This window comes from Streptomyces sp. NPDC001933, from assembly GCF_042890955.1.
Taxonomy (GTDB): Bacteria; Actinomycetota; Actinomycetes; order Streptomycetales; family Streptomycetaceae; genus Streptomyces.
Window position 1 is genome coordinate 1 of sequence record NZ_JBIASS010000058.1, and the last position, 14,096, is coordinate 14,096.

At 67.6% G+C, this 14,096-nt stretch carries 11 protein-coding genes and 3 pseudogenes; 9 read left to right on the plus strand and 5 right to left on the minus strand.

All coding sequences use genetic code 11. The annotated features are described in order from the left end of the window. The first annotated feature begins 444 nt into the window (after positions 1-444). Both ACFYY7_RS43670 and ACFYY7_RS43675 read left to right on the plus strand, forming a co-directional pair. Complete coding sequence (locus ACFYY7_RS43670; RefSeq protein WP_388671494.1) at positions 445-2,787, plus strand: hypothetical protein; 2,343 nt, start codon at positions 445-447, stop codon at positions 2,785-2,787. 255 nt (positions 2,788-3,042) lie between these two features. Further along, complete coding sequence (locus tag ACFYY7_RS43675; RefSeq protein ID WP_388671497.1) at positions 3,043-3,444, plus strand: hypothetical protein; 402 nt, start codon at positions 3,043-3,045, stop codon at positions 3,442-3,444. 1,237 nt (positions 3,445-4,681) lie between these two features. Here ACFYY7_RS43675 and ACFYY7_RS43680 read toward each other — a convergent pair. Next, positions 4,682-5,620: an AraC family transcriptional regulator gene (locus ACFYY7_RS43680; protein WP_388671500.1), complete on the minus strand. Its 939-nt coding sequence runs from the start codon at positions 5,618-5,620 to the stop codon at positions 4,682-4,684. A gap of 98 nt (positions 5,621-5,718) precedes the next feature. On the opposite strand from ACFYY7_RS43680, the gene ACFYY7_RS43685 reads away from it, so the two are divergent. Then, entirely contained in the window at positions 5,719-6,642 is a 924-nt protein-coding gene (locus ACFYY7_RS43685; protein ID WP_388671503.1) for an NADP-dependent oxidoreductase, read from the plus strand. A 24-nt stretch (positions 6,643-6,666) separates the two neighbouring features. Here ACFYY7_RS43685 and ACFYY7_RS43690 read toward each other — a convergent pair. Further along, positions 6,667-7,317, minus strand: a pseudogene (locus ACFYY7_RS43690) (transposase family protein); the annotation flags it as partial. A 363-nt stretch (positions 7,318-7,680) separates the two neighbouring features. On the opposite strand from ACFYY7_RS43690, the gene ACFYY7_RS43695 reads away from it, so the two are divergent. Together ACFYY7_RS43695 and ACFYY7_RS43700 are read left to right on the plus strand one after the other, a co-directional pair. After that, the gene (locus tag ACFYY7_RS43695; RefSeq protein ID WP_388671506.1) at positions 7,681-8,358 is read left to right on the plus strand and encodes a hypothetical protein; all 678 of its coding nucleotides are present in this window, start codon (positions 7,681-7,683) and stop codon (positions 8,356-8,358) included. Positions 8,359-8,493: 135 nt separating this feature from the next. Further along, positions 8,494-9,084, plus strand: coding sequence for a helix-turn-helix transcriptional regulator (locus tag ACFYY7_RS43700; protein WP_388671509.1), 591 nt, complete (start codon positions 8,494-8,496; stop codon positions 9,082-9,084). A 227-nt stretch (positions 9,085-9,311) separates the two neighbouring features. Here the strand turns inward: ACFYY7_RS43700 and ACFYY7_RS43705 are convergent, their stop codons facing one another. Continuing rightward, positions 9,312-9,650, minus strand: a complete 339-nt coding sequence (locus ACFYY7_RS43705; protein WP_388671512.1) for a hypothetical protein — start codon at positions 9,648-9,650, stop codon at positions 9,312-9,314. Positions 9,651-9,781: 131 nt separating this feature from the next. On the opposite strand from ACFYY7_RS43705, the gene ACFYY7_RS43710 reads away from it, so the two are divergent. From ACFYY7_RS43710 to ACFYY7_RS43725, 4 genes and pseudogenes are all read left to right on the plus strand, one after another. Continuing rightward, the gene (locus ACFYY7_RS43710) at positions 9,782-10,138 is read left to right on the plus strand and encodes a hypothetical protein (RefSeq protein WP_388671515.1); all 357 of its coding nucleotides are present in this window, start codon (positions 9,782-9,784) and stop codon (positions 10,136-10,138) included. A gap of 21 nt (positions 10,139-10,159) precedes the next feature. Then, positions 10,160-10,579 carry an ankyrin repeat domain-containing protein gene (locus tag ACFYY7_RS43715; protein WP_351268444.1) on the plus strand — a complete coding sequence of 140 codons (420 nt, stop codon included), beginning with the start codon at positions 10,160-10,162 and terminating at the stop codon, positions 10,577-10,579. A gap of 306 nt (positions 10,580-10,885) precedes the next feature. Further along, positions 10,886-11,134, plus strand: a pseudogene (locus tag ACFYY7_RS43720) (IS6 family transposase); the annotation flags it as partial. Beyond that, positions 11,127-11,282: pseudogene (locus ACFYY7_RS43725) on the plus strand (IS5/IS1182 family transposase); the annotation flags it as partial. The pseudogenes ACFYY7_RS43720 and ACFYY7_RS43725, both read left to right, overlap by 8 nt. 892 nt (positions 11,283-12,174) lie before the next feature. Here ACFYY7_RS43725 and ACFYY7_RS43730 read toward each other — a convergent pair. Continuing rightward, entirely contained in the window at positions 12,175-12,459 is a 285-nt protein-coding gene (locus tag ACFYY7_RS43730; RefSeq protein ID WP_388671518.1) for a hypothetical protein, read from the minus strand. 783 nt (positions 12,460-13,242) lie between these two features. Further along, positions 13,243-14,043 carry a Ku protein gene (locus tag ACFYY7_RS43735; RefSeq protein WP_388671521.1) on the minus strand — a complete coding sequence of 267 codons (801 nt, stop codon included), beginning with the start codon at positions 14,041-14,043 and terminating at the stop codon, positions 13,243-13,245. Positions 14,044-14,096 lie beyond the last annotated feature (53 nt).

Here is a 14,096-nt window from a genome sequence, read left to right on the forward strand (position 1 = left end):
GAGCTGCAGATACTCATCGCGACCTGGACCGGCGCCTGCCCCACTTGTCACCGCGACATGCCAGACCCCGCACCAACATGACCAAGCCCTACTAGCCGTGGCAGGCGGCAAGCCGTTCCGGCGCAGCAGCGGTCCCGCCAGATCTTGCGGCGGCCCGGACAGTCCGGGTCCGTCCGGACCCCGGCTGCCCCCCTTCGGATCCCGCGACTGCGATCCACGGACAGGGCCCTTGACCAGCGCGGACAGGCCCGGACTGTCCCGGACGTCTTGGTCTGTTGTGCGGGGGTGGGTGGCCCCGTGACGCTTCTCGTACCGCTCCGCAGCCGTTCGACGGCGTCCGGTGCGGGGGCTTCCTCCAGCGGTTCATGACCGCGGGGTGAGGCCCGGAATGCGAAGCCGCGGCGGGTTCGGCCGCCCGGCGCCCCGTGTCTCAGGAGGAATCCCGTGAACGTCTCTTTGCGTAAGACCGTTTCCCGCCGGGGGAGAGGGGCCGGCTGGTGGCTGGCTCGTGAGCCCCGCCGCTGGCCGGTGTCCGTGCGGATGGCGCTGGTGGCCGTCATCGCCGTGGTCGGCTTCTCCTTGGTGGGGCCGGCGGCGACGGCGTCGGCCGCGCCGCCCCCGCCGAGCCCGGCCTCGGACTCCGGTCGTGAGCCCAGCCGCTGGGACAGGCTGCAGTGGCAGATGTACGAGGCCTGGGTCGCGGCCGCGCTGGACGGTCACGACCCGTACTACAAGTGGAAGCTTGCCCGGCAGATCGTCGCCAAGCGCTTCTTGGAAAGGGGCATCTCCGGCTTCTCGTTCAAGGACGACCTGCCGAAATTGGCGCAGGACGTAGAGGAATTCAAACGGCGGTCGCAGGAGACTCCCGACAGGCTGCGGCGGCAGCTCACCGAGCTCGGGAACGAGATCCACGATCTGAATCAGAAGATCGACCGGGCCCAGACCCTCGCCGAGCGGGAGAAGCTCGAGAGCGACCGGGAAGCAGCCCGCAAGCAGGAAAAGGACGTGGCCAAGCGGTACCGGACGCTCATGGAAACCCAGCCGGACGCGGAACGCGTGGCGGCGAGGATCCAGGGCCTCGAGACGAAGATCAGCGACCTCAGGAACAAGATCACCAGTCTTGAGGAAGAGACGAAGAAGTCCCGTCCGGACCGCCGGGAGAAGCTGCGGCAGCTGAACACGGCCCGTGCGAACCTGGCCGAGGCCGAGGCCGAGCACCGCCGGCTCCAGGGACCGCCGGACGACGACAGCGACACCGGCGGCACGCGGACGACACCGCGCGACCCGAAGCAGCCTCCCAAGGGACCGGGCTCCACCAACCCGACGACCACATCGAAGGGGAGCAAGAACACGACCGGGCCCACGATCACGCCGAAGGGGACCAAGGGCACGACTGCGACAGGGCCCACGGTGACGCCGAAGGGGAGCAAGAGCACGACTGCGACCAGGCCCACGGTCACGCCGAAGGGGAGCAAGAGCACGACTGCGACCAGGCCCACGGTCACGCCGAAGGGGAGCAAGAGCACGACCGTGACCGGGCCCACGGTGACGCCGAAGGGAACTACCGGCACGACGGACCCCGCGATGTCCTGGAAGGGGTGGAGCAGTCTCAAGACACCGAAGGCCGGGTTCCGGGGCAGCACGGGCACCAACCAGATGGCTGACGCCATCGCTGGGGTCATTGCCGACGGCATCAGCCAGGACTACGCGGCCCACCTGGACCGCAGGAACCAGCAGCTGCTGGAGCAGGCACGCAAGGACCCGGCTCTGGCGAAACGGATCATCGACGACTACAACGAGATCAAGGACAACAACGGCATCGAGGTCCTCTTCCGCAGCTTCGACACCTCCAAGGGATTCACTCAGGACGCCACCCGCGAGGTCGGTCCTGAGCTGATCAAGTCCCAAAAGGCGCTCGACACCGCGAAAGCGGTCGCCGACAAGTCCAACGCGGACCCGTTCTACCAGCAGGCTCGTACCGAGTGCGGCGGGTACGACACCTGCGTCACCGACCGCACCGACAAGCTGCGCAAGCAGAACGCGAAGGCGGTCGCGGACTCGACGAAGAAGGCCAAGGAGTCGAACGCGGACCCGCTGTACCAGCAGGCTCGTACCGAGTGCGGCGGGTACGACACCTGCGTCACCGACCGCACCGACAGGCTGCGCAAGCAGAACGCGAAGGCGGTCGCGGACTCGACGAAGAAGGCCAAGGAGTCGAACGCGGACCCGCTGTACCAGCAGGCTCGTACCGAGTGCGGCGGGTACGACACCTGCGTCACCGACCGCACCGACAGGCTGCGCAAGCAGAACGCGAAGGCGGTCGCGGAGTCGACGAAGAAGGCCAAGGAGTCGAACGCGGACCCGCTGTATCAGCAGGCTCGTACCGAGTGCGGCGGGTACGACACCTGCGTCACCGACCGCACCGCCAAGCTCCGCGCCCAGAAGAAGGCAGCCACCGCCAAGGGCGACCAGCCCCGCACCACGGACGTCCACAAGACCACGACCGCCAAGACCGGCCAGACGAACGAGCACAAGACCCAGAACGCGAAGGCGATCGCGGAGTCGACGAAGAAGGCGAAGAAGTCCAACGCGGACCCGCTGTATCAGCAGGCTCGTACCGAGTGCGGCGGGTACGACACCTGCGTCACCGACCGGGTCGCCAAGCTCCGGGACCAGAAGAAGACAACCACCGCCACGACGCCTACCGGGCAGCACAAGCAGTCCCAGAAGAAGACGCAGACCCCGGACTACCGGGGCAAGGGCGGCGTCAAGGCCTCGGCAGCCTGAGCCCGCGAATCGACGCCGAGCCCGGACATCCAGGCCCCGGGCCCAAGCGCCGTCGGTGACCAAGCGTTGACCGCCACTGCGACAGCAGCCGGCGCGAGCGCCCCGGAGAAGGCCTTGTTCCGGCGATCTGAACGACATCGCGCGACAGCGGAGAGCCTCCTGCCCCACAGGGCGCCGCACTCTCGGATTGTCCTGTCAACCGATCAGGACATCCTTGGAGCCCCCGAGCATGACCAGGAAACAGGAGGTGCAGGGATGAGCGTGCAATGGACGGCAACCGCCTTGGAATCGGGCCGGCTCTCCGCGATCGAGCGATGCACGGACCTAGCGGTCCTGTCCGCTCACTTCAACGCACTGCGCTCTGGCGGCCAGGGTTACCTCGAAGTCCGACTGCCGGGCAGTGAGTTTCCCCTGCTGACCCTGGGCTTCCAAGATGATCAAGCGGTCATCCATCTGCTCGACGATGCCGGTCGGTCATCCCTTCTCGTCGGCGATGGTACTGCGGCAGCAGATTCCGTGGTTCAAGTGCCGATCATGGACGACCTGGCTGTGATCAGTGGCAACTTCGTCCTGGCTGTCGATCGCGCATGGGCACTCCTGCGCAACTTCATCCAGGAGGGTTCGCCTGACGAACTGGGTGAGTGGTGCGAGCTGTGATCACGGCCCGATAGCCAATCGAGACGACGTCTAAGCTGCTGAAGGTGACGGAGCTCAGACAAAACCACCGGGGTGCGACGGCAGACGACGGATTACCCCAGCCAGCAGATGTGACGGATCCCGCCCAGTTCGTGGCAGCAATGCGGCAGTTACGTCTGTGGGCGGGACTCAGCTACCGGCAACTGGAGCGCCAAGCCGATGCCGCGGGGGACGTGCTGCCACGCGCCACGCTCGCCGGCGTCCTGAACCGGCCGGAACTCCCCAGGGAGCAGCTACTGGCTTCCTTCGTCCGGGCCTGCGGCGGTGACGAGGACATGGTGCGCGCGTGGGTGAAAGCCCGCCGTCGCCTGGCTGTCGAGACCGAGAATTCCGCCGCCGCCGTTTCCGCCAGACCGGCGGCGGGCGTGCCCGCGCACAGCATGGAAGAACCTCTCAGTGCCACTGCCATGGAGGGCAAGGACGGCGGTCCACCTGCCGGGGCACGTCCCGGCAGGGTCCCGCAAGAGCGTTCCTGGACCGGAACGGACGGGGCATCCGCCGTGTCGGCGCCGACAGCCACACACGCTGCTGCCACGGCAGCGACGCCGGATCCCTCAACGGACGACAGCGACCCGGCTCCCCCGCAACCAAAGGCCTCGAAGCCGGCAGAGGAAGAAACCACCCCCGCGCGGGCGGCACCCCTTCACCGGCGGCCAAAGCTGGTGCTCGGGGCAAGTGCCGTAATCCTTCTCGTCACAGCCGCCGTAACAGGGATATCCCTGTCCCCCGACAAGGACACCACCAAGCCACACACACCCACGACACACAAACCAACCCCGTCAACAAAAACCAGCACACCCCCGACCCCCGCACCCAGCACCCCAGCCACAAAGGCAGCCTCCCCAGACAAGTCGGCATCAAGTCCGGCAGACCACGCCCCGCCCGGCAGCACCTCCCGAGCCACGCCTCCGGCCCCGGCCAGAAGCAAGCAGCCTTCCAACAGACCCGGGCCGCAGCCATCCCATCGGGAGCCGACCGTCTACGAACCTCCGCCGCCGATCTACACCCCCTCTCCGTCACAGAGCGAGGACCCCTTCCCGGAAGAGACCTGCTGGGACGTCACCAACGACTGTCTATGACCCCGCTCTCCCGCGACCAGCCCCTGGTGCCCCAGGCGGCATCCTCCAGAGCTGTCGGCGTACACGGGAACGTACCCAGCCGCGTACGACTGAACGTGCTCAGGTGTGGCCGCTGCGGGTCAGCCCTTCCGGCGGTAGGTTCCGGGCGGGGTGCCGTGCGCGCGTTTGAACGTGTGGGCGAAGGCGTACTCGGACGTGTAGCCCACTTGGGCGGCGACCGATCTCAGCGGCGCGTCCGATGTCCGTAGCAGTCGTGCTGCCGTGGTCATCCGCCACCAGGTCAGGTAGGCCAGGGGTGGCTGGCCGACCAGCCGAGCGAAGCGCTTGGCGAAGGGTGCCCTGGAGAGCCCAGCTTCCGCGGCAAGCTTCGCCACTGTCCACGGTGCCGCCGGGTCACGGTGGATGGCGTGGAGGGCCGCGGTGACCGGCGGGTCGTTCAGCGCGGCGGCCCATCCGGTGGTGTGGCCCCCTCTCAGGGGCCGTTCGTCGAACCAGATGCGCAGGATGTAGAGCAGCAGTGTGTCCAGGAGTGCGGGGACGGCCGCGTCCGTGCCCAGGCTCGGGGTCTCCAGCTCGGCGGCGAGCAGCTTCACCGCCAAGCCCAACTCGGCACGGCGGCCCGGGTGCGCGGGCAGGTGGATCAGATCCGGGAGGGACAGCAACAGCGGGTGGGCGCGGGACGGATCGAGCTGATAGGCCCCGCAGAGCAATACGGTGACCGGACTGCCGTCTCCGCTCCTATCGACGCTGTCCGATGCGTAGGCGTCGTACGGTTCCGGGTCGTCGGGGTCGCAGGCAGGGGTCGCCACCGGGGTCTCGGGGCTGTCGGCCAGGATGTGCCCTTTGCCGTGCGGCAGGAACACCACGTCTCCCGTGCCCAGCCGGACGGGTTCGGCGTCCTCGGGCAGGAGCCAGCAGGAGCCCTGCAGGACCACCTGGAAGCCCGCCGACCCTGGTACGGAGGAGAACTCCTGTCCCCACGGGGCATGCCATCGCACATATGCCGACCGGGGTCGACCGGTCCGCGTCACCGCGACCACATCGCTCAGTACATCCATGCCCCGAGCGTAGAGCGCGAGACGATCGCGTATGAATGGGGAAGTCTTTGCGCATGGCTCGTCCTCATCCTCCCTCGTAGATTCACGGCATGACGACGATGAAGACCGCACGCATCCACGAGTTCGGCGATGCCTCCGTGATCCACTACGACGATGTTCCGCGTCCGCACCCCGACTCCGGTGAAGTGCTCATCCGTGTCGCCGCCAGCTCGTTCAATCCCACCGAGGCTGCGTTGCGTGCCGGACTGCTACAGGCGTTCCTCCCCGTGGACTTGCCCTACGCGCTCGGCTGGGACGTCGCCGGCACCGTGGCCGAGATCGGCGCAGGGGCGGAGGGGTTCGCCGTGGGCGACCGTGTCATCGGACGGCTCGACGGCGGCGGTGCGGCTGCCGAATACGTCCGGGCGCCCGCCGCCGCGCTGACCGCGGCACCGAAGTCCATCCCGCTCGCTCACGCCGCAGCGCTTCCTGTCGCCGGCCTGACCGCGTGGCAGGCGGTGTTCGAGCACGGAAAGACGGCCCCGGGCCAGCGGGTGCTGGTCAACGGCGCGGGTGGCGGCGTCGGAGGCTTTGTCACACAGCTTGCCAAGTACGCGGGGGCCGAGGTGATCGCCACGGCTGGTGCCCGGAGTACCGAGGCGGTCCTGCGACAGGGGGCGGACCACGTCATCGACTACACCGCTCGACCGGTGAGCACCGCGCTTGACGGCCCGGTGGACATCCTGCTCAACCTGGTGCCGCTGAGCCCGCAGGACGCCACGGCTCTGACTCCTCTGGTGCGGCAGGGAGGGCGGATCGTGTCGATCGCAACCCCGATCGAACCTCCTCTCGACGCCGGCGTGAGCGCGAGGCACATGGTCGCCCGCAACGATGTGGCGGACCTGAGGGCGCTTGTGGACCTCGTCGACGCGGGCACAGTCTGCATCGACATCAGCTCATCGCGTCCCCTGTCCGACCTCGCCGACGTCCACCGTCTCAGCCAAGTGGGCCGGACCCGGGGCAAGGTCCTCATCATCCCGTGAGCCCAGGCGGCCGGACCCGGAATCCGAGTTTTGCGGACGCGCGGCTGCTGGGTACGTTCCCCCGTACCTAGCTGAGCACGTTCCCGTGTACGCAGACACCAGCTGACTCACGGACCTAACGACTGTCACGCAGAACCCTCTTGAGGCCGTCCGAGACGATGCGACGTCGTCAGCGGCGAGAGCGGCGGGAATGCCGTGGGTCCGGGCCGCGGTCAGATCGTGCACGGCTCCGGGTAGCGCGTCCGAGGCCCAGATCAGGCGGCCGGCTGGATCCGCGAGGACCTGCACGTTCATCCCGTGGTGCTTCTTCTTCCCCGAGTAGTACGGGCGGTCGGCGGCGATGCGGTCGATCGGCAGTACGGTGCCGTCGAGGATCACGTAAGCCTTCTTCCGGACCGTCGCTATGGCCTGATCCAGCGTGGGCGCGAGAGCGGCCAGGAGGTCCACGGCCTCGCGTATGTACCGGTGGACCGTCGCGATCCCGACGCGGAAACCTGCTGCGAGGCGGGCGTAGGTGTCGCCGCAGCGCAGGTGGGCCAGGACGAGCACGGCCTGCCGGCCACAGGTCAGGCGACGCCAGCGAGAGCCGATCCGTCGCCGGTGGCCTGCGAGGAGACCGGATAGGTGCTGCAGAGTGCGGCTGGACAGGTCGATACCGGACGGGTAGACAAGCACGCGGAAGCTCCTGACAGACTGGTGATCTTGGCTGAAAACCCACCCACCAGGGGCTTCATCCTGTTATGAGCCCAACAGCGTACTGCTGATGCCGGTTGAAAAGGCTCAATGTCAGTGCCGTGCTGTTCACTTGGCCGCGTGGACGCTTCAGCTCTGCGCGCCCGTCTAAACGACGCCTGGCGCGCGCCCGAATTGCACTGCCCGCTGCCCATTCATGGGGCAGGACATGTCTGTGTGCCCAGTGACGCGGAGGATATGGCCGAGTTGGAGCGCGTCGCTGCGGACGTGATTGACGGGGCGGGTCTGCCGGTAAGTGCGTGGGTCGTCGGGGGTAGGGCGGCAGGGGTGCCCGACGGTCCGCCGGTGGGCGGGGAGGGTGGGCTCCCCATCGGCGGGAAGGGCGGGCTGCTGGAACTGCGCGGGTGGGTGCTGGCCGAGCACTGGTTCGGATACGGCGTGACGGCCACCGCTGATGGCCCGCGCCGCGTCGTGGTCCTCGCCCGGCGCGCGTTCACCCGCCCGCCCGGTGCCGGGTGGGCGGCGTTGCTGCGGGAGGCCACCGGGCGGACGGAGCCCGATCGGTGCGGCGTCGACTGGGCCGCGACGGAGGCAGCGCTGGGCACCGCGCTGCCCGGTGACTACAAGGACATCGTCGACGCCTTCGGCCCGGGCAGCTTCGACGAGTACCTGGACCTGCTGGTGCCGGGTGTGCTGGGCACGGATCTAGTCTCCTGGGGCCAGGACATGGCGCGGTACGCCGACCTGTACAGGCCATACCCGGTCCACCCCGCGCCCGGCGGCGTGCTCATATGGGGGACCTCCGAGCAGGAGCTGACCTTCCACTGGCTGACCGGACCGGCCGATCCCGACGACTGGCCGGTTCTGGTGCAGTACGTGGGCGGTGAGTGGCAGCGCTTCGACTGCGGCACCGGCGAGTTCGTGCTGCGCCTGCTCACCGACCGCACCCCGCCGTTCGCCTTCCCGCCCTCGGCCGGACCGTTCCCCCACTGGTTCGCCTCATGGGAACTGCCGGAGAGCTAAGCCCTTTCTAACCCCGCTGTCAGCGCCGCTGACCATGCTCGGCGGAGCGTCTGGGCCGCCGGGACCGACTGCGGATCTGCTGGTCACGCTCCCGCTACAGATCGGTTCAGCCGCCCGCAGGCCGATGAGCAGTACATGTATGAGGTTGGAAAAGGCTCATTGACTGCCACCACCTTCACCAGCGAGGAGGGCAGCGCCGCACTCGTGGCGACCTTTCTTGCGCGCCTGGCGCGCGAAGCCGAGGGCTTCGACGACAGCGTCGGCCGCCGGGTCGCCGCCACCGCGCTCGATCTGATGGTGCTGCTCATCGACGAGCGCCGCGGACGCTCTACCTCCGAGGGCTCGCATGTCGCCGCCGCCTCTCTTGAGCGTGTGAAGGACCACGTCATGCGCAACCTCGGTGATCCAGACCTGTCACCGTCCAGGATTGCCGAAGCGCACTTCATGTCGGTCCGCTACCTGCACAAGCTGTTTCAGCTTGAAGGCACGACCGTGGGCGGCTGGATCCGGACGCAGCGACTTGAACGGTGCCGCCGGGAACTCCTCCGGCCCATGGCCAGGGAGGTGGGGGTGGCGACAGTCGCCCAGCGCTGGGGTTTTGTGAGTCCCAGTCATTTCAGCCGGGTCTTTCGCGCGGCCTACGGTATGACGCCCCGTGAATGGCAGCTCCAGGGTCGGTCCGGAGCACACTGCGGAAAAACCGACAGTGCACCGACGGAAAAGTGATATTCAGCTTTGGTGCGGGTTGGGGTGGGTGGGTGGGGGGGCTGGGGTGTTGCAAGTTGAGTGAGAATCATTCGGGGTGGTTTCGGGCGGGGTGGTAGGTGGTCTGGCCTGGTGTTGTGTCAACTTCGGTGAGATTGCCTGGCGTTGTCGCAGATGGGTGTCCGCGTCTAATGGCACGTCCGTGTTTTTGCTGGTCAGGGGTGTTCTGCCTGGTCAGAGGGGTTGGGTCAGCGGCCTCGGGTGGTGTCGTTGGTTTCGGCGAGGTGGTCCAGACGGATGGCTCCCAGAGATGTTCTGGTGATGCGTTCAGTGCCATCGAGAATGCTGGTGATCGCTGCTTGGCGGATCAGCCGGGTGAGGCTCCCGATCCGGCCTGCGGTCCGCTGGTGGAGGTATGAGGCCTGGCGGGCAAGTGTCCCTGCCCGGTGCGCACGCAGATCGAGTGCTGCCTCGACCCCCGCGATCAGTTCACGGAACGGTTCGTGTTTCCCGAGCCGTGCCGGGAACGCCCCGCATTCCACGGCCAGTCCCCGCTTGCGGCCCTTGCAAACGGCCCCTCGGTCCACCTCACGCAAAGGTGTGAAACCACCACGCCCCGCAAGAGTCGCCCACCCCCGTGACGATGGGCGAAGAACCGTTCCGCGCGTCAACTCCAGCCTTGAACGGCCGCACAATCCCATCCTCTGCGCATGCCATCGTGTCCGCCGGGCGCTACCACGCCCACCCCACCAACCGAAAGCGAGGCACCGTGAAGAAGTCCATCGCCTGCTGGACCGCAGCAGCGGCATGTGCCCTGCTCGCCCTCACAGGAACCGCCAAAGCCTCCGACGCCACCATGGCCAAGCCCAAGACGTGGTACTCCACCGCCGTCTGTGGTGTCGAGAGGATTGGAAGTGGAGACCACGGCGACAAGCAGCTCAAGGGCACCGGAAAGGGGAAGAGCAAGTCGGAGGCCGAACAGGCCGCCCAGCGAGATGTACAGGCCCAGATCAGCAAGAAGTATGGAAAGGGGTACCGGGCGCACCACTGCACCTTCCGCAGCTCCAGGCGGTAGGCCCCGCGCCCGTGGAAACACGTGAACAATAGAAAGCGTAAGAAGCTACCGAAGCGTCTTGCCGCGGCTGCCGGTGACGGACACGTCGGCCTTCTCCAGCGGCTCCTCGCCCAAGGGGCCGATCCCGACACCCGCGACCCTGACGGAGCCACACCGCTCTATCTCGCCACCGTCCAAGGCGAAAACCATTGCGCTGAGCTGCTCCTGACGGCCGGGGCCTCGCCCAACGCCGAATCCCGGGGGTGGCGCAGCGGACTGCCACTTGCCGCAGCCACTGCCAAGGCGAACCTGCCCCTCGTCGAGCTGCTGCTGTGTCATGGAGCCGACCCGCACCTGCGGGAGTCGGGGGGAGGCTCGGCGCTCGACTGGGCACAGGGCTGGAGCGAAGACACCGAGGAGCGGCAAACCGTCCTGGCGCGGCTGCGCAACCTCACCGTTTGAGCCGTCCCCACCGGACGGTCGGCACCTCCGGTTTGCCGAGTGCTGCTGGGGGTGCCCCTATGTGCTTCGTCGACCCTGGCCGGGGTTGTTCACGGGTTTGTTCTGGGTGCGCAAAGCGTGAAGTTCCCGGCAGGTCGGGTGCCGTGTAGGCAGACCTGTGGTCGATGTGGCGGGTGACCGCGTAGGTGCGGAAAGGGTGTTCGAGCAAGGCTGATCCATTTCGGCCGTGACGCTCGAATGGGCACTGTCACGTTGGCTGACCGGGTGGGATGATCTTCCGGTTGATCACGGTGGAGGGGGTTGTCCGTGGGCAGTACGCCGCCGTCGTACAAGGGGCACCGGTACCCGGTCGAGGTGATCTCCCACTGCGTGTGGCTGTACTTCCGCTTCCCGTTGTCATTCCGTGAGGTGGAGGAGTTGATGCTGCAGCGCGGCGTCATCGTGTCCTACGAGACGATCCGCCGGTGGTGTCTGAAGTTCGGGCAGCCCTACGCCAACGCGCTGCGCCGCCGATGTCCCCGCCCCGGCGACAAGTGGCATCTTGACAAGGTGGTGGCGCCGTACATGCTCACAGCGGTCAGGAACGGCGACTTCCCGCCGGCTCAACCACCGTTACGAACGCCGCCCTCGCAACTACCTGGCCTTTCTCGGACTCGCCGCCGCCCTCTGCTGCTACAAACGACTGGCCCGACTCACCACGTAGGACACCGTCTTATAGCAGCGCACCGCTATGTCGCCGAAGAAGACGTGGCCGTGCTGCGCCAGCCCCGGTATGTGGAGGAGCTCGTCAGGATCCAGCGGGACCATGGCGCTCTGCGTCAGGTCCGCGAAGAGGGAGCGTGCGTACTCCCGGCTGATGGGCATGATCGGATGGTCGCAGCCGCCACGGACAACACCCCCCAAACTGTGCGTCGTTGCCTGTCGAATGCGGGTGAAACCGCTCAGCGGCTGATCCAGCACGCCTACGATGCGGTAGTGCGGAACACGAAGGCGTTCAAGGAAGCCGTTGCCCAGACGCTCGCGGAGCTGGCTCACCGAAGGGTGACCCGCGCGCCGTCAACCGTTGAGGACACCATCGAGAAGAACATCAACACCGTGGCAGAACGGCTTGATATCCAGGTGGGCTCCGCCTGGCGGTACTTCGACGCCCCTGCATTCGCCGACCGACTCGCCCACAGCACACATTCCTTCGAAGAGAGCAGCGAGGCAGAGGGCGCCGGGCACGCACCGATGCCGCCTGTCGGAAACCCCGAACTGGCGGTGGTCCTCGCCGGAGTCCCGGACGCCCTGGCACAGAGCGGCGGCGACCTGTACGGCGTCATCGTCAACGTGGCGGTCAACGCCTGGATGGCTGGCCACATCCACGGCGAGGACGGCTGCACCGGCTGCGACGGCAGCCGCGGTCCGGCCGGCCACGACTGGGAGGCCCGGATGCGCACCATCACCGACATGCAGCCGGACATCGCCAAGTGGTTCGACCGCGACACGTGGACGCGCGCGGTCAATGACGCCGGCTACACCGTCACCCGCCGCTGAAAGGCGAGTACAAGCGGAAGCCGGATTCCCAATGCGATTGGGCAGTGCGGAGAAGCCGCTCACCTGCGCCAGAAGGCCGAGGAACAGGCCGCCGCAAAGAAGGCCGGCAGCTGGCTCTCCCGCTTCCGCACCTGACCGGCAGGTACTTCACGGGCGTGGAACTGCCATGCCGCCGCCAGGTTGGCCGCCCACTTCGCATCCTGCGTCTGCTTCACCGGCCGCTCGTCCTCCTCGGCCGCCTGGAGCCCGAGGGTGTTCTCCAGGATCCACTGCTGTACAGCCAGCAGCTGCTCCCATCCGAACCGCTGCGCGTTCACCCAGCGTCCGAGGTCCTCGCTCTGCACGACGACGTCGCCGTCAGGGCAGTGCCGTGCTGGCGGTCAACCTGTTCTGGAAGGGCATACGGGAAGGACCCCTGGGTGAGGCGCCCGAAAAGGACTTCTCCTGCATCAGGATTTTGTGGGGGAATGCTGCCGGGATCTTGCTGCCATCGCCGTCGAGCTGGCGCGCCGGCTCCGGGCGGACAGCGCTATGCATCTGACCGCTGCCATCGCTGCCGCCGCACCGGCAGGTTCGCTGGCAGTGGTCGTCTCCGAGTGTGGGGGTTTCATGAGCATTCCCGATTACGCGCGCCGCCCGCGCCGCATCCAGCCGGTGGCCACGACGCTGACCCCCGTCGGCAAGGAGGAGGCGCTGGGGGAGTCCGCACAGGAGCTCCTCACCGACCTGATTGAATCAGTTCGGCCTCGACCTCCAGCTGTAGACGGCCCTCGGCCAACGCCCGTCGGGCCACCAGCCGACGCGGCAGCGCACCACTGCCGCGGACTCCCGTTCGCTGTCCCGCACCAGAAAGCAGACCTCGCCCGTGTTCCAGGAGACCCCGATCTACACCCGCCTTGTCGTCGAGCAAGGCGATATCCCCGCCCAGGTCCGCAGCGAGGCTCAGCGGGTACTACACGACCTGGAGCGGGTCATGCCGCCCGGGCGCCGCCCTGCCCCCGCTGCGCAGTCGCAGACCGGCCCTTCCTTCCGGCCAGGCGACTTCAGTTCATGAGCGCGCAGACGGGCGTTCCTACCTCGCACGGACGGTCCAGGCGGAGGGCGCGTACGCGCTGCCCGCCGACTGGCTAGTCAGCCTCACCTGATCGGGAGGTGCGCGCGGCTCGCACGCTCTCCTCCAAGGCCGCAAGCAGGTCGGCGGCCGGCTGGGGTACCGGCAGCGTCTCAACTTCGCCGCCCGCGACCTTGGCGTCCACCAGCTGCTCCAGCGCGCGACCGTATTCGTCGTGCAGTTCCCGCATCTCAATCCCGGTCAACTCAGACAGCAGCGTTTCGGCGAGCTGAAGCTCTTGGTCCGTCACCGGTGTCGATGGAGCCAGGTCGCCGGGATCGCGCAGCTCGTCCTGCCACAGCAGGGTCTGGCACACCAGGACTCCGTGTCTCGGCCGCAGCACCGCCAGCCGCTCGCGGCGGCCAATGGCGATCTTGCAGAGGCCCACGTACCCAGTGCGTGCCAGGACCTCCGTCAACAGCACATACGGGCGGTCCGCAGCCGGCCCGTCCGGCGCGGCGTAGTAGGCCCGTCCGTAGCTGATCGGGTCGATGTCCGTCCCCGGAACGAAACCAAGGACCTCGGCGACGTGCCGAGTCGGCAACGGCAGATGATCCAGGTCCTCGTCCGTCAGCGGCACCAGCCGCCCATCCGGCAGCTCGAATGCCCGGCCCACGTTCTCATGAGGGACCTCCTCGCCCCCGCCTTCCAGCTCGCACACGCGTTTATGACGGATCCGGCCTGAATCGACGGAATGAACCTCCCTGAACCTGGCCTTGTGCTCCGCAGTGGCCGAGTACAGACGCGCAGGCAGCACCACCATCCCGAAGGAAATCACCCCCTTCCAGACCGACCGCGCGGGCACCCTGCCATCCATACCCCCAGCCTCTACCGACCAGCACAGGCGCGCACAGCGGACTACTCCACGCC

Bases quoted from the DNA above. Each gene is read 5' to 3' on its own strand.
- ACFYY7_RS43675 (WP_388671497.1), top strand. From the start codon at position 3,043: ATGAGCGTGCAATGGACGGCAACCGCCTTGGAATCGGGCCGGCTCTCC.
- ACFYY7_RS43685 (WP_388671503.1), top strand. From the start codon at position 5,719: ATGAAGACCGCACGCATCCACGAGTTCGGCGATGCCTCCGTGATCCAC.
- ACFYY7_RS43680 (WP_388671500.1), bottom strand. From the start codon at position 5,620: ATGGATGTACTGAGCGATGTGGTCGCGGTGACGCGGACCGGTCGACCC.
- ACFYY7_RS43700 (WP_388671509.1), top strand. From the start codon at position 8,494: ATGTATGAGGTTGGAAAAGGCTCATTGACTGCCACCACCTTCACCAGC.
- ACFYY7_RS43735 (WP_388671521.1), bottom strand. From the start codon at position 14,043: ATGGATGGCAGGGTGCCCGCGCGGTCGGTCTGGAAGGGGGTGATTTCC.